This is a genomic window from Clostridioides sp. ES-S-0123-01 (genome assembly GCF_020658415.1).
Classification (GTDB): Bacteria; Bacillota; Clostridia; order Peptostreptococcales; family Peptostreptococcaceae; genus Clostridioides.
The window spans coordinates 95941-119874 of record NZ_JACVWD010000003.1 but is presented as its reverse complement, the minus strand read 5'-3'; the positions used below and the strand labels follow the sequence as shown (position 1 = coordinate 119874).

The following is a 23934-nucleotide window of genomic DNA, read 5'->3' as shown; positions in this document are numbered from 1 at the left end:
TAATGAAGAATTACCTTTCACTTTCAATAAAAGAGTTAAAAAACCAAAAACTTATGACTACATTAATTGTTATTGCAATAATAATGTCAACTATAATGACAACTGTAGTAGGTCAATCAATTGGCATACTTCAAAACTTAAGAAAAGAGCAAGCTCGCTCTTTTAATGGTGATAGACATGTATCCTTTCACCAACTCAATAAAACTCAAGTTGATAAACTAAAAAAGGATAATAGAATCTACCAAGCTGGTCTTTCAACAACACTTGGTACTAGTAAAATAAAGAATACAGGTATCTCTATACTTGTAAAAGAATACGATAAAATAGGACTTTCCAACTATCCAAAACTAATGAAATTAAAGTCTGGACATCTTCCTAAAAATAAAAATGAGATTGTCTTAGATGAAAATACATTACAACTCATGGGAATAAAACCAAAACTTGGTATGACTATTCCTATGGATTTAAATATCTCACTCTTAAATGATACAGAACAACCCTATGGTTATAAAACCAATTTTAAACTAAGTGGTATTTTAGAAAATGACTACACAGGCTATGCAAGTGGAATAGTAAATAGTGTTGTAGGTAAAGGTACATCAGAAAATCTATTACCTAAAAGATATGCTTTATCATCATTGGATTTTAAAATAAAGCAACAAAATAAATTTCAGGAAATTGTAAATCAATTAGCCAAAAAAGTCAATATTTCTCGTAGTTCAATTCAATACAACTGGGTTTATTTAAATACATTAGGAATTAACTTTGAAGGAGATAAAAACAGTTCCAATAGTGATAGTATGTCTATAATTATAATAATATCTTTATTTGTTGCACTCTTAGTACTACTGGCCTCTGGACTTGTAATCTATAATATTTTAAAAATTTCTGTTACAAAGAAAATCAAAGAGTATGGATGTTTAAGAGCAATTGGAGCTGAACCAAGGCAACTATATAAAATTATTATCTTACAAATTTTATTTTTATGCGCTATTGCTATACCTATTGGAGCTATAATTGGAATTGTTTCTTCTGAAAGCATAACTGAGATGGTTACGAATATTTTAAATCCAGATATATTTTTAGTAAATGACAGTAAACAAATGCCTGAGATTATACAGAGAAATTCAACAGCATACTTAATTCCACTATTATTAAGTGTTAGTATTTCACTAGTATTTTCATTTGTTGCGGCTTTACCATCAGCAATATATGCTTCACATGTTTCTCCTAAAATTGCTATGGCTGGTAGCACTATCAAAATCAAAAGAAAAATTAAGATTAAACGAGAAAAACCAATCAAAAACTTCGAAAGACATCTAGCATGGCTAAATCTAAAAAGAAATAAAGGTAGAACTATAATAACTATACTATCATTATTTATGAGTATAACAGTATTTGTTGCACTGAGTGAATTTTCTAATGTATTAGATGTATCCAAATCGGTTAGTGACTTAAAAAAAGGAGATTTTTCTTTAACAAATGAAGTGCCTGGCTTTGATAAATCTACGCTAGATAAAATAGTTAACATGAAAAATATCAATCGTACCTCTTTTATCAAATACTCTGAATATAAACAAGGGGAAATAAATACAGATATTAACTTTAAAAATGGTTCTGAAATGTTAAAAGTTATTGGAGTTGATGAACAAACTCTTAAAGAATTAATACCTTCTGTAAAAGATTCTTTATTGGAGGATTTCAAAAATGGCTCTCTATGTCTTATAAAAAATCCAATTGCTATTTCTACATCAGATACAAAATTTAAGGCTACAAATCTAAAACCAAAGGATAATATTACAATTAATAAAAAACAATTAAAAGTATACAATACTGTAGATAAAATGATTAATTTGCAGGGTAATGGTTGGTTAAATGGTATTGATGTTATTGTATATGATACTGTATATGACACCCTAACAAATAAAAATAGATTCAGTCAGATAAATGTTTATGCTAAAGATAAATCAAATTTAGAAGAAATAAAATTATCTATTGAACAAATTTGCAAAAACAATCCAGGTTCTCGTTGGATATCGTATATTGAATCAGACAACCAACTTAAAGAAAGTTTCAAACAAATACAATTTTTAGCATGGACTATTATACTATTTGTAGGTTTGATTGGTACTTTAAACATTATTAACACAACTCATACAAACATTAATACTAGAATTAATGAAATTGGAGTTAAGAGAGCTATTGGTATGAGTAACAGTAGTTTATACAAAATGTTTTTATGGGAAGGTTGTTATTATGGAATCTCTGCTTCTATATTTGGTTCAATTGCAGGATATGCCAGTGCTATTATAATAAACATGGCTACTATAGAAAAAATTGATTTTACTAATATCCCAATTGTTTCGATTTCACAAGCTACACTTGTTTCTATAGTTGCATGTATTATAGCCACTCTTATTCCTTTAAGGAGAATTAAAAAAATGGATATTATTGATTGTATAGATATTATAGAATGATAATAATAAATTAATATCTATAAATAAAACATAATAAGTTATCTTTTTAAAACTATAATCCTATAGATTTTTTGATTATATATCTTTATGACCACAAATATTGCTATCGCCTTTATTTATGGTCTTTTTTTATGTTTTCATTTGGTGTATATTTACATATACTCTCGTATCTTGATATATTTTATGGTTTAAAAGTAGTAAATTAGCAAAAATAGTATATAAGTTTAATACAATTTGTAAAATCAAACGATTTTGAGAAAAATCACATTAATTGACTTTTAAATACACAGTTATCTATTTCTTTTGATTTTCTACAGTATGTCAGCTAGATTTAATTTGCCTAATTTAAAGTATTTATTCATCTATAAGATTATATTTCTTTATACATCTAACATAATTTGCTACTAAATAATAATTATTTATATCATCTTCATCTAATCCTTTAAATGAAGTTATTTCATCAGCAAGTTCACTACTACCTTCCACAAAAACACAACCTGTTTCAAATTCCATACCTACAACAATAGAACAACCACTATAAACTTCTTCTTGATTTTCATATAAAGTCTTTGCTTTTCCTTCATTTTGAATTGTAAATACAATAGGTTTCAATTCTTTATTGCTCGGTATCTTTTTTGAAAAAGGTTTGTTTAACTTAATATTATTAATGACTACATTTTTAAATTCTTCCGAAGCTTCTTCTTTTAGTGTATACTTTTGTTTCAAATATTCTACTAATTCCAAAATAGACTTAGCATTTACATTTAAAGTACTTCTATATTTTTCATATACAGCTTTCCATTCTTTAACTTTTTGTTGTAATACTTCCTGTGTATCTATATTTATTTTTCCTTCTGGCATTTTTTTCATATAAAATCTCCATCCAATCTTTATGTAATCTTATTAATACATTTCATTATAAAAACATTGATTTATTAATTTTAATATTTACATCGTACTTCTAAAAACTTTACAAGTCAATGTAATTTTACTATCTTTGGTTTATAACAGTTTAGAATTAATTTCTTTTATAATGGTAATAGATTAATATTATTTCTGGAGGGCATATTTATGTTTTTAAATAGAATTGAACTTTTCAAAGGATATTCTTTATATAAGATATTAATTAATAAACATGACATTATGTTGTCATGTTTATTGTGCTATTATGTTTTTAAAATTCTTTTGCTTTACAATTACTTTTTATAGTATTTAAGGCTTAAAATTAAGGAGCTTAAACATATGAAGATAAATATAAAATCAACTTTAAATGAATTTATTAAAAATAATAATCTTTTTGAGGATAATGAAGTCTTATCATATCTTCCCAATATAACAATAGATACAGACTCTATAAAAACTATAATGATTAACGAAGTTGTACCAAGTAATCCTAATGATGATTTTTATAGTTTAGATGAGCATGCTGACTACTTAAAAAATACAATCCCTTTATTCCAAAATGCAGGTATAAAAGTATCTAGCATAAACGATATCTTAAATCTAGGCATATATATAACAAATGCAGTAAAATTACCTAAATCAGAATATACAATAACTCGCGACACTATTCAATCGCACATGCCTATTTTAGAAGAAGAAATTAAATTATTCAGTAATCTAAAGGTAATAATGTTAATGGGAGATGTAGCAAAAAAATCTTTTAATATGATTACTAAAAAACATACAAAAAAGAATGCAGTTCCTTCTATTTCAACATACAAACTTCGTAATAATGAACTTTATTATGACAATTTACGAATATTTCCATCATATATTATGACTGGTGGGAACTTATTGATTGAAAAATCAAAATTCGAAATGGCCTCAGAAGATATTCAAAAAATGATAGAACTTATAAAATAATAAAAAAGTGCCTCATAAAAACGCTTTGAGGCACTCTACTTTTCAAATCATAAGTTATAATTATAGTACTTTTTTTATAGTAAATTTAAATTTTTATTTAATATTATTTATCACTAACCTTTAATATTGTCCATCATTGAACAAATCAAACTTATCTATTTTTCTAAAAATATATCCTTCACTGTAACATCTGGATGGTGATATTTCTTTCTATCTGTCAAAAACGATTTTTTTATATTAATAGCCTCTTTTGGACACCAATGAAAACAGGCTAAACATCTTTCACACTCATTACCCCACTTTGGTTTTCTGTCAACTATACTTATGTTTTCTAATGGACAAACTCTTTTGCATGTTCCACACCCATTACAATTATCTTCGGCAAAAAATTTAGTGGTGGCAATCTGCATGTTTTTACCTACTAGACGAAGCACAACACTATCTATATGTGACTTTAAATTGTTTTTTCCCTCTATATTTCCAAATTCCAAGTTATTGATACATTTTGCAACTTCAGCTACTCTATTAGTTTGACTTCTCAATCTTTCCTCTTCAACATCTGGAGGTGTTATCAAAGCATTTCCAGGCATATTAATTAAAAAACCAGCAGATAATTTTTTACCCTTTTTCTTAAGTAATTTATCTATAGTAAATAAACTGTGTCCAGCCACCCCATTGCAAGTGGCAATAGCATATATATGAGTATTACTATTAAAATTCAACTTATCTATAAAAAACTTTACTATATCAGGAACATCAGAGAAATAAACTGGAAAAACAATTATCAATATATCTTCATTTACGTCTATATGTCTTTCTTTTCTATGTATAGCTAAAGGTATTACTTCCCCATTTTCATTTAACATTTCTTTTAAAGTCTTTGAAACCACTAAAGAGTTTCCTGTTCCAGAAAAATAATAAATCTTAGAACTCATCCCTATCCCTCTTTCTATTGTTTTGTATCATCAATGAGTTAAAAAGACTTCTTAAAACATAATTTATATTTATTTACTGAGTTTATCTAAAGCTTCAGTAAATAAAGACAGCTCCTCATCTGAAATAGTTTTAAATGTCTCTGTTGCATATATATCTGCAATTTTATTTAATGGCTCTTCTAATTCTCTTCCTACATCTGTTAAAAATATTTGAAATTTTCGTCTATCTTTAACATCTACTTTACGAACAATTAAGCCTTTATTTTTCATAACATCTAAAATTCTTGTTGTATTAGATTTATCCTTACATGATTTTTCGCACAAATCTATTTGAGAAATTCCATCTTGTTCCCATAGAAATCTTAATAAAGCATAATGATCAGTTGTTATATCATACCCATTTTGCTTAAACATCTTTTTTAAATCTTCTTTTACTTTCAATGAAGTACTTATTAACTTACTTGTAACTTCATATAATTTCTCAAAATCTCTCATAATACCTCCATCTAAATAATACCTTGCGCCTCCCATCTATCAATTATTCCTTTATATTGCTCAATATTTTTAAATGCCATTGGCTTTAAAATAATATTCATAGCAATAAAATCGTAGATTTGAGAAAACACAGGTGGATTTTTCTTTTCCTCTATACAATAAACAAATTTTTTAGATACCTTTTGTATCTTTGATTCTACTCTTTCAACTATAGGATTTTGATTAAATCCAACCTTTACAGATAAATGACCACAAACATAACCTCCTGAATCTAAAACCATTGATTTCATAAAAGAAATAGCTTTTGAACCACGAGCATTTTCATATGTTGTAACTGCTATACATGGTTTATGATACAATAATCGCTCTAACATCATATGAGCTCTATCTGTAAACACCTTAAAAAGACCAGTTATACTACTTCCATAAGTTGGACTACCAAATATAACGCCATCACTCTTAGTAATTATATCATGAATATACTCTACTTTATCATTTTGATTAATACACTTACCTATTTTATAACAATTTAAACAACCAATGCAATATGATGGATTGACTTCACTTAGATTAAAAAAATTGATTTTGACATTTGGTTTAATTTTTTTTATATCTTTGCATAACTGAGTCAAAACCTTTGATGTTGCCCCATTTTTTCTAGGGCTTCCATTTATAACTGTAATTATCATAATTTATACCTCCATTTTAGTTGTTGTATCAACAATAAGTATATCAACCATTTTTTTAACTGTCAATATAATCCTTATATTTAATTTTTTACCATACATACAGATTAATTAGTCATAGATATACAGCTTAATTAATACTATTTATATTTAAATACATGTACTTTCTAGATGACTAAAAATGAACTATTTAAAAAAATTGACAAAGCAAACTAATGATAATATACTTTATATATTACAAATGTAAGTATAAGGAGGTATCTTATGAAAAAACTACCACAGATTTCAGAAGCAGAATATCAAGTAATGAAAATCATCTGGAAATATGCTCCTATTAGTACGAATGAAGTGATTGAAAAGCTAGTAAAAACAAGTAAGTGGAGTCCTAAGACTATTCAGACAATGTTGTTGCGTTTGGTTAAAAAGGGAGCTTTGGCATATGAAAAAAATAGCAGAGTCTTTGTTTATACTCCAATTGTTAAAGAAGAAGAGTATGTATCTACAGAAAGTAGTTCTTTTTTAAATCGCTTTTATAATGGAACACTTAATTCTATGGTACTAAATTTTTTAGAGAATGATAAATTATCAGAAGATGATATAGAAGAATTAAGACATATTTTAGATAAAAGGAAAACTAAGGAGGATAAGTAAGTATGTATGCTCCATTTTTTATTCGATTCTTGCTTAGCACAATAACCTTATCTTTTTTAATTATTATAATTTTGCTTGCTAAAAAAATATTAAAAAAACATATTTCTGCAATGTATCAATACAATATCGGGTTTATGATACTTATAATGTTAATAATCCCATTTATTCCGCTTAAATATACTAATCATTTAAATATATTTAGCTATATATCTAGTTTTACTCAGATTGAAAATAATACAGCAAATACTTCTATTGTAAAAAACTCTTCAGACAGTATAATTAATAATTCAAATGCATTAAAAGATTTTTCGGTATCCTTGAGTCAATCTAATTTCGATAATTTAAATATTTTATTGCTAACATTATGGATAATTGGAATTACAACCATGATAATTATTACAGTTCATTGTAATTTTAAAATAAGAAATATAAAAAAATCAGTACAAATTTTAGAAGATGAAGAGATACTTTCACTTTTTAAGCACTGTAAAGAAGATATAGGTTTAGATAAGGATTTTATACTATGTAAATCATCTATTATAAATACACCTATTACATTTGGACACTTTAGGCCACATATTATATTACCAAGCGAATCTATATCTAAATTATCTTTAAAAGACATAAGATATATTTTACTTCATGAATTACAACACTCTAAAAACAAAGATATTTTAGTAAATTATCTAATGTGTTTTTTCCAAATATTATATTGGTTTAATCCTCTTATCTGGTATGCACTTAAAGAAATGAGATTAGACCGTGAGATTGCATGTGATATTTCAGTTTTAAAAAGACTTGATGAAAATAGCTACATAGAATATGGACATACCATAATAAATTTTATAGATAATCTATCAAAGCCATCTAATCTCACACTTACTTCAGATATTGGTGGTTCAAAAAAGCAAATAAAAAGACGTATATTAAAGATAACAGATTTCCAAATTGAGTCAAAAGCTTTAAAACTTAAAAGTATTTTAATTTTTACAATAATAGCTTTAATTGTATTTGGAAGTAGCCCTACACTATCCATTATGGCAGATGTCAATGAAAAATATAATATTACAAGTAATCAAACTTTATATGAAGATTTAAGTCAGTATTTCAAGGGTTTTGATGGAAGTTTTGTAATGTATGATTTAGAGTCCAATCAGTATCATATTTATAATGAAGAAAAAAGTAAAACGAGAATTTCACCAGACTCCACTTATAAAATTTATAGTGCTTTGTTGGGATTAGAAAATGGTGTGATAACAAGAGATAATTCATACATTCATTGGGATGGGAAGTATTCTACTAATGATTCTTGGAATAAAGACCATGACTTATTTTCTGCTATGGAAAACTCTGTTAACTGGTATTTTCAAGATTTAGACAAAAAAAATGGTATGAAAAACGTACAAACTTATCTAAAAAAAATTAACTATGGAAATTGTGATGTTTCATCTGGGATATCAAACTATTGGTTAGAATCTTCTTTGAAAATCTCACCTATTGAACAGGTAAATTTACTTAAAGATTTTTATACAAATAAATTTAAATTTAAAGATGACAATATAAAAATTGTAAAAGATTCATTATTGATATCTAAAGAAGCTGGAGTATCGCTTTATGGAAAAACTGGTACTGCTAATATAAATGGAAAAGATGTAAATGGTTGGTTTATAGGCTATGTAGAAAAAAATGGAAATACTTATTTATTTGCAACAAACATTCAAAGTAAAGATTATTCTAATGGTATCACAGCATCCAAAATAACATTGTCTATTTTAAATGATAAAAAAATATATAAGACAAATTAATGCAAATATACTTTTAAAATTACAATAAAAAAATTTGATGGTTGTAATTTGTTTACACATATCTATATAAATACTCTAAATATGGGATTTTATTTATAAATAGTTTAAATATTTATGTAAGTTTTTATTTATTTACATAAAACCTAATACTTTTTCTTTAAGATTTAAAAACTTCATACAATATTCAAATTAATTCTCTATAAAATTCATATACAAGGTTTATTATATAAACATAGAAGATAGTAAAACTAGCTTAAAAACATAATATAATACCCTATACAAATAGTGGCAACTCTCCCTCACATCCTCAATTGTTGCCACTATTTTATTTTTTGAACTAATAAAAAACTTCACTATATAGTGAAGTCTCTTATTAGTTTGACTTTTATCTAAAAATAAGCCAAAAATATAATCTCTAATACATCATATTAATCTTCAAATACTGATTTTATAATAGGTATAACATAATGGCTTCCTCCACGATGTTTCACATCTTCGACCATAGCTAATGCTAAATACTGTTTGTCACTATTTTCATCAACTGTAAAAGCATTAAACCATCCAAGCTCTGTTCCAGTAGTATCATCTTTTGATGCTTTAATTTCTGCTGTACCAGTTTTTCCAGCAATAGTAACTCCTTCAGTTTTAGCACTATGGCCTGTTCCATTTGGATTTTCAATAACTTGAATTAAATCATCACGAATAATTTTCACAGACTCTTTAGAAAACACATCTTTTTTCCAGAATTCAGCCTGTGAATTTTCTTTAAATTCAAGATAAGGCCTTATCATACTTCCATCATTGACAAAAGTTGAATATATTGATGCCATATGTACTGGATTTACAAGTACTTTACCTTGACCATACCCACTATCTGCTAATTGTATTTCTGTATCAAATTTATTGTCAGTACCAAATTTTGAAGAAGCTAATCCAAATTCAAATGGTATACTTTCTTCAAATCCCAGTTTTAACAATTCTTTTGATAATACATTTTCACCTATTTTTAATGCTGCTTTGGCAAAGTAAATATTATCAGAGTAAATCAATGCATTTTTCATATTTACAGTATTTCCATAATCCTTTAATGTAGTTACCTTATAACTTCCCCAACTAGAATCTTTTTGCCAACTAAGACCACTATGTCCAAAATTTTCATTAGGATTAATCTTTCCTGTTGTTATACCAATACCAGCAGTAACTGGTTTGAAAGAAGACCCAGGGCATAGTCTGGCTTTAAATCTATTATACATTGGTTTATTTTCATTTTCATTGAGTTCCTTCCATCTATCCCCTGACATACCTAGTATAAATTCATTTGGATTGTATGATGGACTACTTACAAGAGATAAAATCTCTCCTGTTTTAGGATTCATAACTACTGCGCAACCTTTATCATTTTTCAACTGGTCATATAATTTACTCTGTATCTTCGAATCAATGGTCAGTTTGACATCTTCCCCATCTTGCTTTGGAACAATTGCTAAAGTTTCTTTTTTATCTCCATATCTATCAGTTATGATAATCTCACATCCATCAATACCACGTATTCTGTCTTCCAATAAACTTTCTAAACCAATTTTACCTATTATGCTATTAACATTGTAGTTCTTTCCCTTTTTTTCTTTTAATATTTCTGCATTCACATTTTGAACATACCCAGTTAAATGACCAGCTTTTTCACCTAGTGGATATGCTCTTACCTCTGTATTAGATATTTTAACTCCTGAAATGCTAAGTAATGATTCTTGTAATGATTTATCTTTTTCTTTTACAGATCCATCTGGATTTTCTTCTATTTTTTCAATAGTTTTTATAGGTACCATTGAGTTTTCTTTTACCCAAGATGCATCTAATTTTTTTTGGATTTTCTCAACTGGTATATCTAGTAAATCAGATAGTTTTTTTAGGTCTTCTACATTATTACTCATCTTTCCAGGCACTAATCCTATAACAGATGCAAGACCTTGACCAGCAAGTACTTCACCATTTCTATCTAAAATATTTCCTCTTTTAGCTTTAAGTGTTGATACTAGAACCTTATTATCATTTTCAAGTTCTGGAAATATAACTTTTGACTGCCATCTTATTCTATAGTTTTTTTGCTTGTCTTTAGTCAACAATACTTCATTTGAAAATGAGATTTCTCCTGCTAAAGTGTTTATTTTAGAATCATAATTTATTTTTGTACCTTCATCTTCATCTTTTTTAATGTCCTTAATATCAATACTTATATTGTGTGCACTAATTCCTTCGTATATTTTTTTATTTCTAGAGATAAAATCTTCTTTTTTGTTTTCTAGTTTACTTTTCTCATCTAATAGATTGTACATTTTTTCATATTGTCTTTCATTTGCGAAAGACATATACTGTTTTAATACTTCATCTGGTTTGATTTTATTAAATCCATTCAATACAAAATTAATTGTAAGACCAATAATAACTGTAACTAAACAGATTAAAGCTCCAAGGATTAGTAATTTCTTTGTTTTTATCTTTTTTTTCATACAAACCCCCTTATTCTTCAATACATTACATATGTAAGCTTTAAATTTAAAATAAGCCCATAAATATATCAATTATATACTTTTTTATTGGTCTATTGTTTTTAAATATACTCATAAAAAATATGTATCTTAAATATTATAATTGATAGTAATTTATATATTACATATGTAAGTTTTAAAAGTCAATATTATTATTACTATCTTTAATAAATTTCTTTCTTAATTTAAAATAAATTAAGTTATCTTACACCTAACTGTTTTATACTATATAAATTTAAATTGACAAAGCGACATAAGTGTCTTATAATCAAAAGCGACACGCATGTCGCAAAGGAGGAAAATCTATGGCAACAAAAGGAATGCAAACTAAACAATTTATTATTGATACTTCAATAAGGTTATTTTCTGAAAAAGGCTACAGTAATGTAACTATGAAAGATGTTTGTGAAGCATGTAATTTAAGTCGTGGTGGTCTATACAGACATTTTAATTCAACAAAAGAAATTTTTATTGATATGCTAAATTCTCATAAAGACAATGCTAAAAATTTATTAGATGAAAGTATCAAAGAAAATATATCAGCTAGGCAAATGTTAGAGTATTTTCTTAATCAACAAAAGTCAGAAATACAAAGTGAATATTCTGGACTAGATTTTGCAATCCATGAATTTGCTTTTGTAGAAAAAGACCAGCGTGATTATATGAACAAAAGATATAACTCAGCTATTACAATGCTTTCGAAGTTAATAGATTATGGACAATCTAAAAATGAATTTAAAAAATGTAATTCTACAATACTTGCAACACACATAATGTTCTTGTTTGATAGTATGAAGACATCCGCACCTGTTTTAATACTTACAGATAACGATATTGATAATCAAATAAATCTTATAAAGGATATGGTGATTTTATATGAATAAACAACAATTCCATAAAATTGACTTACAAAACTGGGAACGATATACACATTTTTATTATTTTTCAAAGATGACAAATGTAGGATTTGATTTAACTATAGAAATAGATATTACTCATTTACTTGATGAAACGAAAAAGAAAAATATCAAATTTTATCCAGCATATCTATATATAGTAACAACTTGTTTAAATCGATATAAAGAACTAAAGATTGCATATAATGAAAATGAACTAGGATATTGGGATACTTTAACTCCATTCTATGCAATTTTTCATGATGATAATAAAACTTTTTCATCAATATGGACAGAATACAATAAAGATTTTTCAATATTCTATAAGAGTTACTTAAATGATGTTGAACAATATGGAAAAAATTATGGTTTTTTAGCAAAACCTAATCCTCCAAAAAATTGCTATACTGTTTCATGTCTTCCATGGATTAGTTTTAAAAGCTTTACTGTACATAATCATGGTCTTGAAAATTATTATTTCCCTACAGTTGAATCAGGTAAGTATCATCAAAAAGATGAAAAAATACTTCTCCCTCTTTCTATAACAGTACATCATGCAGCTACTGATGGATACCATGTAAGTTGTTTTATTGATGATATACAAAAAATGTGCTTTAATACTGATACATGGCTATTCTAAAAAACATCTGTATTATAACCATGTATTATAATATTTATAATCTAGGATAAACAATCACATTGCACTAATAGGATAATGTGATTGTTTACTTATTTTAATTATAACTATTTATTTTTTCTTTAATTTTATTTAGTTCTCAATTTTATTTAAATATTTTACTCTTTTAGTGCATCCCACAGTTAACAAAATTAAAGCTACTATTATTGCTGTTAAAATATAAATATAGTTCATATTAGAAAACCATCCTTTCCCATCTTCCATGTAAGTGGAAATACTTATAAACCATCGTATGGGACTTATGATACTCATATTTTGCAACATAGTAGGCATTTTATCAATTGGAATAAATGAACCACCAACAAGTGATAATATAAGAGATATACCAGTAGCAAATAAATTTGCATACATCTCTTTATTAAACAAGGAAGATACAAATGTTCCAAAAGAAGTTGCCAAAGCCGATATCCATACACCCATTAAAAGTAAATTTATATAACTGATACTAATATCAATATTAAATAATTTAATAATAGTTATAGAAACTAGATATTGAAAATATGTGATTGCAAAGTTATATAGCATATTCCCTAACACATATCCTCTTATATTTTGTGGTGAATATAATATTCTTGTAAATGTACCTGAATTCTTATCTTTAATAATCATTGATGCTGTAATAGTAGATGTTATCATTAAAAATAATACAATAAAAGCAATTATTCTTTGCAAAACCCCTAATGTATTTTCTTGTAGTTTACTTATATTTATAGGTGTTGAATCTTCTTTATATGATTCTATTAAATACTCTAATATACTATTTGTACTTTTATCTTTTATAGAATAAAGTTCGAAATTACCCTTATTAAAATATATAACAGCAGAATATTTTCCAGTTATAATATCAGTTTTAACTGTTTTAAAATCTGCAGTTTCAACATCAATTCCTTGAGTACTTTTTAATGCCTTAACCATATCTGTATAAATATTCTTTTCAGATTCATTTAAAACTTGCTCATTTTTATACTCACTTAAAATACCAATATTAAAAGATGGTTTACTTATGTAGTTTGCCATTACTCCAAGTATTACTATAATTATTGGAAATAAGAGTGTTACTAAAAATCCTGATTTTTTATTTATATTTCTTTTAAAATTATTATTAAAAATACCTATTAAGTTCACTATATAAATGCCTCCTTTTTAAAAAATTTAACTGTAAGTACTGTAATTAAAATACTTATCATTACAAATATAGATGATATATAAAAAATAGGTTGAAAATTATTATCATAAATACAAGTAACTATACTCCTATTGACCCAAGTCAATGGTGATATATTAATTGCTAATGAAACAATTGGGTTTAATGAACTAACTGGAAAAAATACTCCTCCTAAGAAACCAAAAATCACTATTGGTATATTAATGATATTACGTAGTATATCTAAGTTTTTGCATGCAAGACCTAAAAATAAACCTATAGTTGATACTACAGTTGATTCACACACTAAAAGAAAAATAATAACTAAAAAATTCCCACCAAAACTTATCTGAAAAACACTTTTTATTATCATTAAAGTTATTACATTACACAGTGAAAGTATAATTGTACAAGAAAAAAGTTTTGAAAGTACTAGTGCTGTTATAGAAATAGGAGAAATCATATAACGATATGATGTACTAGAAATTTTCTCATCTTGTGCCGCATATGAAACACTAATAATTCCCATAAGTACACAAAATGGTATTGTGACAATAGTATAATAGTTATATGATGTAAATTCTGTTCCATAAGATTTTGATGTTAAATATCCTAATAACATTATGATTATTAATGGAAAAACAATATTATAAAATAAAATAAAAAAATCTTTACTTCTTCTCTTTATTCCTAATCTAAACAATGGTAAAAAATATCTCATATATTATTCCTCCGAATCTCTCAAATTTGTACCTGTAAGATATAAAAAAATATCCTCCAAGGTCTTGAAACCAAGTTTTAAATACTTATCTTTGTATACGCTCTTATCTAAGTCTTCTAAAATTACTCCTTCATCAATTAAAATAATCCTATTACATAAAGCTTCTATTTCCTCCATATAGTGACTAGTGTAAATAATTGTTGTACCATTCTTATTAATCGTTTTAATTGCTTCCATAATTTTATTTCTCGATTGAGGGTCAATTCCAACTGTTGGCTCATCCATAATGAGAATTTTAGGACTATGTGCGATTGCACAAGCTATATTTAATCTGCGTTTCATTCCTCCAGAAAATTTTGATGGAAGTTCTTTGTGTCTACCCCAAAGTCCAACAAACTCTAAGGCCTCTTTAGTTCGAGATTTGAGTTCGTTTCCTCTAAAACCATACAATGAACAAAAGAATTTAACATTATCATATGCACTTAAATCTTCATATATTGCCAGTTCTTGTGGCACAACACCAAGATCACTTTTAAAAACATTTTGCTGATTTTTGATACTTTTACCTTTATAATATATATCTCCACTATCTGGAGATACAATCGTAGTAAACATATTAATAGAGGTGCTTTTTCCTGCTCCATTTGGCCCAATAAAACCTAAAATGTCCCCTTCTAGTATTTTAAAACTCTCCCTTGATACAACTTCCTTATTTTTATATCTTTTAGATAACTTTTCAATCTCTAATAGTACATTTTCCATTTATAAAACCTCCTAATATTTTAACCAATATTATATATCCAATATTGTATATATTGTTTTTTTAAAACACGAGCCTTTGACCCGTGTTATTATGAATAAACTTATTTTTTATTTTGTAATTTTAGTATTATTTTATCTATATTTTCTATAGCTTTGTCTGGATTATTAATTATTTCATCTCTGAGTTTTTGAACCTCTAATAGTTCACTTGTTGCCTCATTTGCAAATAAAAAATCTTCTTCTATATTTGAAAAATCTATAGATTTAATGACGTTCTGTGTTTCATAACCAACAGATATGTACTTATCAATATTATTTAGTATTTCCTCATGCCATAGTATTTGATAATTCAAATTATCTATTGTCATATCAAAGGCAATTCTTTCTGTTGGAAGGCTTTTTTTATCAATCTTTTTAATTTCTTTCCAGTTTTCCCAATACTTTTTCTGCTCTATCAGATGCTTTATATGCTTTTCAAGATTGGTTTGTATAGTATCTCTTGGTAATACATCTAAAATATTATACAACAAAAACTTATTTGAACCTATTGGAACTATAGGCATTTGCAGTTCTTTTTGTAATTCTTCTCTTAGCTCCACTTTACCACTTTGTGTAATATCATAAATCTTACGAATTCTAGCACCATTTTTTTCTTCTCTCAAAACTCTAACTAATCCATCTTTTTCTAACTTTGTCAAAGCATAGTAGATTGAACCAGATTGTATTTTGGTCCACCTATCTGCACCAGAAACTTGTAAAAATTTTTGAATTTCATATCCATGTGTTGGCTTAATATTTAAATAATATAAAATTAAAGTACGTATCAGAAAAATTCACCACCTTATACTCTATCTTGGATATTATACTATCACCAACGTTGTATATAGTCAATAGTTATTATTTTAAATAATGTATCATAAGTTATTATTTTTATTCTTTAGTACAAGGGCTTCCATGAGACATACATATCCAGTTGTATTTTAAATTTTCTAACTCATTTACAGATTTCATCATTTTTTCAGAGTCCCAGTTCCACAGATTAGGATATGGAATTATATTTCCGTTCTTATTCTTAACTAAGTCTCCTGCAAATAAAACATCTTCAAAAAGCATACAAACATGTCCTGGTGTATGTCCTGGTGTATGAATAATTTTTATATTTCCAACTTGCATATTGTCTCTATAAGGCTCTATATCTTTAATAATTCTTTTTGCAATTGTCTTTCCAATAAATTTTTTGAATCCAGGTCTATCCTTCTCTCCTATAATAAATGGGATATCTTCCATATGAGCCCACACTTTTGCTCCTGTATATTCTTTCAATAACTTAATATTAGACATATGGTCAACATCATGATGAGTCAGTAAAATATGCTTAATATCAGTTAGTTGAATCCCAAGTGTTTTTAATTCTTTAATTATACCATTCCCCATAAAAGGAAGTCCTGTATCTATCAATGTAATCTCTTCATCAAACACAATAAAACAATTTGCACCACGAGTACTATCTAACAACAAGATATTTTCTTTTATTTGCATAAATAAATCCCCCTTTTTTTATATTTTACCTATATAATTAATTAGTAAAGTTATAATAAATTATAGTGCTTTACATTAATTTTATTCGCAATAGTATACCGTTGTTATATAAGTATGCCATCAGTATACTATTTTATCAATGGAATCAGTAAAAAGGAGTGTTTTATATGCCAGAATTATCAAAAAGAGATAAAGAAAAAATCCAAAGAGAAAATGAAATTGTTGTCAAAGCAGAAAAATTATTTTGTCTTAATGGATTTGATAACACCTCTATGAATGAACTAGCAAAGGAAACAGAATATACAAAACGTACTATATATAAATATTTCTCATGCAAGGAAGATTTGTTTTTTGCTGTTGTACTAAGAGGGTATAAAAGACTTTGGGATAGTGTTAAAATAGAAAGTTCAAAAGGTAAAAATGGATTTGAAAGATTAAAATTTTCATATTCTGCATTTCATAAATTCTACTGTAAAGAACCTTCTTTACTAGCTTTAATGGGAATGATTGGACTTGTACAATCTAAAAACTCAGACTTAGAGATACCTTTTAAAGAAAAGTTTTTTTCTTTCAATAAGTTTATGTTTGAAGAAATACAAGAACTATTTGAAATAGGAAAAGTTGATGGAAGTATTAGGTCAGATATTGAGATACCCACTCTTATGTATTCATCAATATTTACACTTACAGGATTTTTTAATTTATTATCTATAACAGGAAAATCGTATCTCAACAATTTTAATATAGAAGAAAAAAAATTTATTGAAACCACTCTTGGTCTTTTGATAGATTCACTTAAAGCGTAGTTTTAATTTATAAGTTTTTTGACAGGAATTTTATTTTCTGTGCAGGATAATCTAGAGGATAAAATGATAACTTTGTTGTAGAACAAGGATTTCCATTGTGTATGATTTTGTGTATCTGTATAATATCTGTATAAATAGAAATTTACGTTGGAGGACTGTGTATGGAAGAAAAAGATAAAAGAAATAGTTATGTTACTTTATTTATGTTTATAGGTGCAGGTATTGGTATTGCTATCGGTTTTGCGATTGGTATCTCTCAAGGAAAAACTGGAATATCTATGTGTTATGGATTAGTATTTGGAATGATAGTAGGAGCTGGTCTTGGAACTATTATAGAAAAGAGCAATAGTAAAGATTAAAACAAATTCCAGTTTGGTAACTGAATATTCAATATCACACAAGCAGTTAGTTATTTATGCTGATAACCATATTTTTACACTATAATTTCTTTTAAATGAAAGGACTGAAAATAAATGGCAAAAATACTTCTTTTAGAAGATGATGATACAATTGCATTTGGGATAAAAGCTTCCCTAGAAAAGAAAAACCATGTAGTTTGTTGTTATAGTACAATCACTGAAGCTAAGAAAAAATTTGACAAAGATATCAATTTAATTCTACTTGATTTAAATTTACCTGATGGGATTGGATATGAATTTTGTAAATATGTTAAAAATATAAGAGATATTCCAGTGATATTTTTGACAGTGCGCGATGATGAAAAAGATATTGTACAAGGTTTGGATATGGGTGCAGACGACTATGTGGTTAAGCCATTCTTACTTTCAGTACTTCAATCTAGAATTAATGCTGTACTTAGACGTACTCATTCTAACACTACTAGCACTCTTACATGTGAAAATATAAGATTGAATAAAGATGAAGTCAAAGTATATTTGGACAATATTGAAATCTCTTTGACAGCAGGAGAATACAAACTACTCCTAAGTCTAATGGAGAATAAAAATAAAGCACTTACTCGTGCAAAACTCTTAGAAATGCTCTGGGATATAGATGGCAACTTTGTAAATGATAATACTCTTACTGTTACAATAAAGCGACTTAGAGAAAAACTAAAAAATCCATCCTGTATAAAAACCTTGAGAGGTATAGGATACAGAATGGAGGACAGCTAGTGAAAATAAAAAAATATATCAATAATACTGTTATTTTTATAGTATTCTGTTTAGTTATTACTATTTTGTTAAGTATAATTCTAACAACTGTAACTTCTTCTGAAGAATATAATATGATAGCTAAAACCATTGGTACATCCTATCAACTTAATCCTAAATCTACAGAACATATTTTAGAATCACTAAAAAATTCAGATTCTCATGACTTTAATGTGGGAAATGAGATTTTATTAAAACATGGTTATACTAAAAATACATTTTGGTATAAAAACTTTTTTTATTTCATGATAGTGTCCTTTATTATAGTGTCAACAATGGCTATAGTTATGTTTATAATTCAGTATAGAGAAAAAAGAAAAAATATGAATAGAATAAATATGCTTACGAGCTATTTAGAAGAAGTAAATTTAGGAAAAGAATCTGTACTTTTACGTTGTGAAGATGAGTTTTCACATCTTGAAGACGAGATATACAAAACTGTGGGAGAACTTCGTTGCTCAAAAGAATTTGCTTTAAAAGAAAGACAAACTCTTTCAGATAATCTTGCAGATATCGCACATCAACTTAAAACTCCAATTACTTCTATGTCGCTCATGGCACAGTTACTTGCAGAAAGTTGTCCCGAGGAAGAAATAGATTACCTCAACAGACTTACAAATCAAATATTAAGATTAGAAAGATTGGTGTCATCCTTACTTACTTTGTCAAAGTTAGATGCAAATACTTTAATATTTGAAAGTAAGCTTATAGATGTCCATTCTCTTCTTACTCATGCAGTTGAACCTATAGAAGAAATTTTAAAAGAAAAAAACCAGACATTTCTTATTGAAGACTCTTCGTTTGTAGAATTTAACATTGATATTAACTGGACTTTGGAAGCTCTTTTAAATATTCTTAAAAACTGTAGTGAACATGTAGAAGATGGTGGACAGATTGTTGCTTATTATAGTAAAAATCCTCTATACATTGAAATTATTATAGAAGATAATGGTAAAGGTTTTGCTCAAGAAGACCTGCCATATATTTTTAATCGATTTTATCGTGGTAAAAATGCTAGCAAATACAGCATTGGTATAGGTCTTGCTCTATCAAAGTCTATTATCGAAAATCAAAATGGTACTATACATGCAGAAAATTGTCATCATGGTGGTGCAAGATTCATAATTAAGTTTTATACATAAAAAACTGGATTATAGGAAAACACCTATAATCCAGTTACATTATATCTTATTTATCATTTATACATTATTTATAACTTACACACAATATTATTTAAAGTTGCTTTTAAAAAATATTCAAATAAATCTTGTTTATATTGTCTCATTTTTTATAGATTCTACTATGTTTTCATTATTTAATTGTTTACATCCCATAATATACGATGCTATTACTACAATAAGTATCAATATGGTAAAGCTCGTCACTATGGATATTGGTGCAAATAATAAGTACTCCATAAAACTTATTTCATTTATATGGATGAAAGCATACAATATAGCTATTTGCACAGGAATACTGAGTAATAATGGTGTAAGACCAAAAAATAATCCTTCTAAGATAATCATCTTTTTCATGCCATTTGGAGACAATCCTGCAGAACGTAACATAGCAAATTCTTGTCGCCTACTTCTAAGATTCCCTGAAACAGTCGCCCATACATTTGATAAACCAATTGCAGCTAACAATGCTGTAATAAATCCTACTATTAAATTCATAGTTATTTGTCCACTATCACTTAACTCTTCATTTTCTACAACATCATTAATCCTATAATCACCTGACCCATAATATTGGTTGCAAATAGATTCAAACTCTTTTCTTACTTTAGAAATATTATCATGATTATCTATTTTAAATAGCCCTGTTATCCTATTTGATTTTAATCTACGATTTTCATGGTAATTTTTAGACATATCTTGTACTGTAGACATTGGTACTACTTGAATTAGTGTGTATCTACCAAGCCTTTCTGCTATTTGTGGAAGTGTATCTGTAATAGCTCCTACTTTCATGTTAAAAGTATAATTTCCCTCATCTTCATCATATACTTTTTCATTCAATGTAATGTTATCTCCTACAGAAAGATTTAAATAATCTATATATACTTTATCCCTACGTGTACTACGCTCAACATCTTCCTCACGATTATATACAATTGAAATTGGATTTTTTGTATCATAATATGGTTTGGGGTCTATAGAAAGTTGTTTGCAATATTTTGCAAAACTCTCGTCATCAAGTCCAATCATAGTTGAAGTGATACGAAACTTACCATCACGTTCTATAGGAGAATATTTTTTAGCTGAGACTATATTTTTAAATCCTCCACTCTTTGCAAGCTCTTTTGAAGCATCTTTTTCAGTTAACCAAGTTGCTGCAGACATTTTTAGATAATATAATGTACTCTCTACACCTTGTGTATTGTTTAATTGCTCTAAAAACTGTTTTTCTGTAGGTTCACTATTTTCCAAATACAATGATATATCCCTTTGACTCGCATAAATATCACTACCATAAACACTCTCTGCACCTTTTTGACATGCAATTATATTTAGAAAGCTTGTCAATAATAAAAAAGAAAGTGTTAAAGATATTGTTGCAGTACGATAAGATTTTTTACGGGCACGAAGCGCATTTACTGCAAGTTCTCCTTCTATACCAAATAACCTTGTTAATGAGTATTTATTAGAACTTTTAATTTTAACACTATCACCTTGTCTGATTGCTTCTATAGGTGCTAGTTTTGATACTCTACGTGCTGGTATCAGTGCGGAAACCCATACTGTTATTATTGTAAGTAAAACAGCTGGTAAGAAAGCAGGAATACCATAAGTAAAGATTACCTGTTGATTATCAATATTAATATTTACTGAATTAATATAACTTACAAGACCATTACACAATGCCCACCCTAAAAATAAGCCTATAGGTAAAGGGATAATTGTCAATAAAAAACCTTCAAAAACTACAGACTTTTTAATCTGCTTTGGAGATGCTCCAATGCTAGCTAGTATGCCCAATTGAGTAAGTCTAGCATTTGCTGATAATGCAAAAGCATTATAAATCACCATTACAAATACAGCCACTGTAAAGATTGCTATTGTTAAATACATAAGAGGTGTTGAAAATTTTTCTATACTGTTCATAGATGCTTTCTGTTCTGGAGAAAAGACTAACATCTTTAAAAGATAATTACTATTATACTTAAGATTGTATTTTCCATATTCATTCATTTTCCATCCTAATGATTTAGCAAGCTTTGGAAGCTCTTTATATGTATCTCTAATATTTTTAAATCGCAAATATACAGTAATATTATCACTAGGCTTTATACTTGCTCTATCAAGATAACCAAGAGCTGTATATGCAGGTACAACTGATGAAGTAGTAACATCTATTTTCCCTACTATTGTCAACACAGTTTCTGAAATCTTTCTAAAACTTTCACCTTTTGCTGTTGGTGCTGTAGGTACAATATAATTTCCATTTAAAACCCTATCTCCTATTGGGATAGTAATCTTATCACCAACTTTTACATTTGGATTACTTTCAAAATATTGTTTTGAGAGTGCAATTTCATTAGCATTATTTGGTCGACGCCCCTCTAGTATAGTGTCTTTTTCTGGCATAGAATTCCAATATTCTGATGTGGCATTTCTATAAATTATGTAATCCCTTTTATCATCATTAATTTTACCTACATACCATGGTCCTTTAATCATCACATCATCAACTGAAGAGAAATTTTCAATTAATGATAAGTCACTTCCATGAGTTTCATCAAATAATTCTCCATGCCAATTACCTTCTTTCTCAACTGAAAGTCTTATAAAATCACTCCACATTGTATATAATAATCCACATAAAGAAGACATCATAGTTGTAGTAAGTAATATAGCCAACATTATAGCTATACTACTACGCTTATTACGACGTACAAAATCTAAGGTGTATTCTTGAAGAATATTCATTTCTTCACCACCTTTTCAGAAACTATCATACCATCTTCCATAGTTATAATGCGATTTGCTTCTAATGCTATTTTTTCATCATGAGTAATAAGAAGTATTGTTTGATTAAATCGTTTATTTGATAAGTTTAGTAAATCTACAATTTCTTCAGAATTTTTTCTATCAAGATTACCTGTTGGTTCATCTGCTAATAAAATAGCTGGTCTATATATTAAACTTCTAGCTATAGCTACTCTTTGCTGTTGCCCACCTGAAAGTTGACCTGGAAGATGTTTTAGCCTATCAGTTAATCCCAAGGTAGATACAATTTCCGAAAACCTATCTTCATCCACTTTCCTCTTATCAAGTAACATTGGTAATAATATATTTTTTCTAACATCAAGAGTAGGTATAAGATTATAAAATTGATATATAAGCCCTACTTTTCTGCGTCGAAAAATTGCCAATGCTTCTTCTTTTAAGCTTGCTATCTCAGTATCTTCAATATAAATTTTTCCAGATGTAGGTCTATCTACTCCTCCAAGCATATGAAGTAATGTAGATTTTCCAGAACCAGAGGCTCCTACTATGGATACAAAATCACCTTTTTGAACTGATAAATTCAAATTATTAAGAGCCGTTACCATAGTTTGATTTGAGCCATATGTCTTTGTTAAATTTTCACATTTTAGTATTTCCATATATAATCATCTCCTTTATAGTTAAAGTTTAGCAATCCAAAATGACATTATAGTGACACTTCAAACTAAATGTTGACTCTCTCTCAAAATACTTTTTTCAATTAAATATGATACTTTACAT

The 23934-nt window shown here is 27.3% G+C and carries 22 protein-coding genes; 10 read left to right on the top strand and 12 right to left on the bottom strand.

Features of this window, described 5'->3' with window-relative positions; translation table 11 throughout:
• The first annotated feature begins 2 nt into the window (after positions 1-2).
• Entirely contained in the window at positions 3-2477 is a 2475-nt protein-coding gene (locus tag IC175_RS07540) for an ABC transporter permease (RefSeq protein WP_227851387.1), read from the top strand.
• Positions 2478-2831: 354 nt separating this feature from the next.
• On the opposite strand, the gene IC175_RS07535 is transcribed toward IC175_RS07540, so the two are convergent.
• Positions 2832-3347, bottom strand: coding sequence for a hypothetical protein (locus IC175_RS07535; RefSeq protein WP_227831707.1), 516 nt, complete (start codon positions 3345-3347; stop codon positions 2832-2834).
• A 372-nt stretch (positions 3348-3719) separates the two neighbouring features.
• Between IC175_RS07535 and IC175_RS07530 the strand changes: the two genes are divergently transcribed.
• Positions 3720-4343 (top strand): uracil-DNA glycosylase family protein, encoded by a 624-nt coding sequence (locus IC175_RS07530; protein WP_227435286.1) that lies wholly within the window; start codon positions 3720-3722, stop codon positions 4341-4343.
• A 155-nt stretch (positions 4344-4498) separates the two neighbouring features.
• On the opposite strand, the gene IC175_RS07525 is transcribed toward IC175_RS07530, so the two are convergent.
• The 3 genes from IC175_RS07525 to IC175_RS07515 all read right to left on the bottom strand — a co-directional run bounded on the left by IC175_RS07525 (position 4499) and on the right by IC175_RS07515 (position 6462).
• Positions 4499-5278: an EFR1 family ferrodoxin gene (locus IC175_RS07525; protein WP_227851386.1), complete on the bottom strand. Its 780-nt coding sequence runs from the start codon at positions 5276-5278 to the stop codon at positions 4499-4501.
• Between the two features lie 69 nt (positions 5279-5347).
• A complete protein-coding gene (locus IC175_RS07520) occupies positions 5348-5773 on the bottom strand; it encodes a MarR family transcriptional regulator (RefSeq protein ID WP_227435289.1) in 426 nt (141 codons plus the stop codon).
• A gap of 11 nt (positions 5774-5784) precedes the next feature.
• The gene (locus IC175_RS07515; protein ID WP_227851385.1) at positions 5785-6462 is read right to left on the bottom strand and encodes a flavodoxin family protein; all 678 of its coding nucleotides are present in this window, start codon (positions 6460-6462) and stop codon (positions 5785-5787) included.
• A 261-nt stretch (positions 6463-6723) separates the two neighbouring features.
• On the opposite strand from IC175_RS07515, the gene IC175_RS07510 reads away from it, so the two are divergent.
• Positions 6724-7110 (top strand): BlaI/MecI/CopY family transcriptional regulator, encoded by a 387-nt coding sequence (locus tag IC175_RS07510; RefSeq protein WP_227435294.1) that lies wholly within the window; start codon positions 6724-6726, stop codon positions 7108-7110.
• 2 nt (positions 7111-7112) lie between these two features.
• A complete protein-coding gene (locus tag IC175_RS07505; RefSeq protein ID WP_227851384.1) occupies positions 7113-8915 on the top strand; it encodes a BlaR1 family beta-lactam sensor/signal transducer in 1803 nt (600 codons plus the stop codon).
• Between the two features lie 428 nt (positions 8916-9343).
• Here the strand turns inward: IC175_RS07505 and IC175_RS07500 are convergent, their stop codons facing one another.
• On the bottom strand, positions 9344-11422 hold the full coding sequence (locus IC175_RS07500) for a penicillin-binding transpeptidase domain-containing protein (RefSeq protein ID WP_227851383.1): 2079 nt from the start codon (positions 11420-11422) through the stop codon (positions 9344-9346).
• A gap of 344 nt (positions 11423-11766) precedes the next feature.
• Between IC175_RS07500 and IC175_RS07495 the strand changes: the two genes are divergently transcribed.
• Positions 11767-12345: a TetR/AcrR family transcriptional regulator gene (locus IC175_RS07495; protein WP_227851382.1), complete on the top strand. Its 579-nt coding sequence runs from the start codon at positions 11767-11769 to the stop codon at positions 12343-12345.
• The gene (locus tag IC175_RS07490; protein WP_227851381.1) at positions 12338-12997 is read left to right on the top strand and encodes a CatA-like O-acetyltransferase; all 660 of its coding nucleotides are present in this window, start codon (positions 12338-12340) and stop codon (positions 12995-12997) included. Before IC175_RS07495 ends, IC175_RS07490 begins: the two co-directional genes overlap by 8 nt.
• A 129-nt stretch (positions 12998-13126) precedes the next feature.
• Here IC175_RS07490 and IC175_RS07485 read toward each other — a convergent pair whose 3' ends face one another.
• The 5 genes from IC175_RS07485 to IC175_RS07465 all read right to left on the bottom strand — a co-directional run bounded on the left by IC175_RS07485 (position 13127) and on the right by IC175_RS07465 (position 17220).
• The gene (locus IC175_RS07485; protein ID WP_227851380.1) at positions 13127-14179 is read right to left on the bottom strand and encodes an ABC transporter permease; all 1053 of its coding nucleotides are present in this window, start codon (positions 14177-14179) and stop codon (positions 13127-13129) included.
• The gene (locus tag IC175_RS07480; RefSeq protein WP_227851379.1) at positions 14179-14919 is read right to left on the bottom strand and encodes an ABC transporter permease; all 741 of its coding nucleotides are present in this window, start codon (positions 14917-14919) and stop codon (positions 14179-14181) included. The genes IC175_RS07485 and IC175_RS07480 overlap by 1 nt, the downstream gene beginning before the upstream one ends.
• 3 nt (positions 14920-14922) lie before the next feature.
• Complete coding sequence (locus IC175_RS07475; protein WP_227846185.1) at positions 14923-15681, bottom strand: ABC transporter ATP-binding protein; 759 nt, start codon at positions 15679-15681, stop codon at positions 14923-14925.
• A gap of 101 nt (positions 15682-15782) precedes the next feature.
• A complete protein-coding gene (locus tag IC175_RS07470) occupies positions 15783-16493 on the bottom strand; it encodes a PadR family transcriptional regulator (RefSeq protein ID WP_227851479.1) in 711 nt (236 codons plus the stop codon).
• Positions 16494-16611: 118 nt separating this feature from the next.
• Positions 16612-17220: an MBL fold metallo-hydrolase gene (locus IC175_RS07465; protein WP_227483358.1), complete on the bottom strand. Its 609-nt coding sequence runs from the start codon at positions 17218-17220 to the stop codon at positions 16612-16614.
• A 167-nt stretch (positions 17221-17387) separates the two neighbouring features.
• On the opposite strand from IC175_RS07465, the gene IC175_RS07460 reads away from it, so the two are divergent.
• From IC175_RS07460 to IC175_RS07445, 4 genes are all read left to right on the top strand, one after another.
• Positions 17388-18026, top strand: coding sequence for a TetR/AcrR family transcriptional regulator (locus tag IC175_RS07460; protein WP_227851378.1), 639 nt, complete (start codon positions 17388-17390; stop codon positions 18024-18026).
• A gap of 161 nt (positions 18027-18187) precedes the next feature.
• Positions 18188-18385 carry a hypothetical protein gene (locus IC175_RS07455; protein WP_227435321.1) on the top strand — a complete coding sequence of 66 codons (198 nt, stop codon included), beginning with the start codon at positions 18188-18190 and terminating at the stop codon, positions 18383-18385.
• 114 nt (positions 18386-18499) lie between these two features.
• Complete coding sequence (locus IC175_RS07450) at positions 18500-19162, top strand: response regulator transcription factor (protein WP_227435324.1); 663 nt, start codon at positions 18500-18502, stop codon at positions 19160-19162.
• Positions 19162-20343, top strand: coding sequence for a sensor histidine kinase (locus IC175_RS07445; protein ID WP_227825121.1), 1182 nt, complete (start codon positions 19162-19164; stop codon positions 20341-20343). The genes IC175_RS07450 and IC175_RS07445 overlap by 1 nt, the downstream gene beginning before the upstream one ends.
• Before the next feature lie 129 nt (positions 20344-20472).
• Here the strand turns inward: IC175_RS07445 and IC175_RS07440 are convergent, their stop codons facing one another.
• Together IC175_RS07440 and IC175_RS07435 are read right to left on the bottom strand one after the other, a co-directional pair.
• A complete protein-coding gene (locus IC175_RS07440; protein ID WP_227851377.1) occupies positions 20473-23133 on the bottom strand; it encodes an ABC transporter permease in 2661 nt (886 codons plus the stop codon).
• The gene (locus IC175_RS07435) at positions 23130-23813 is read right to left on the bottom strand and encodes an ABC transporter ATP-binding protein (RefSeq protein WP_227435330.1); all 684 of its coding nucleotides are present in this window, start codon (positions 23811-23813) and stop codon (positions 23130-23132) included. Before IC175_RS07435 ends, IC175_RS07440 begins: the two co-directional genes overlap by 4 nt.
• Between the last annotated feature and the right edge of the window lie 121 nt (positions 23814-23934).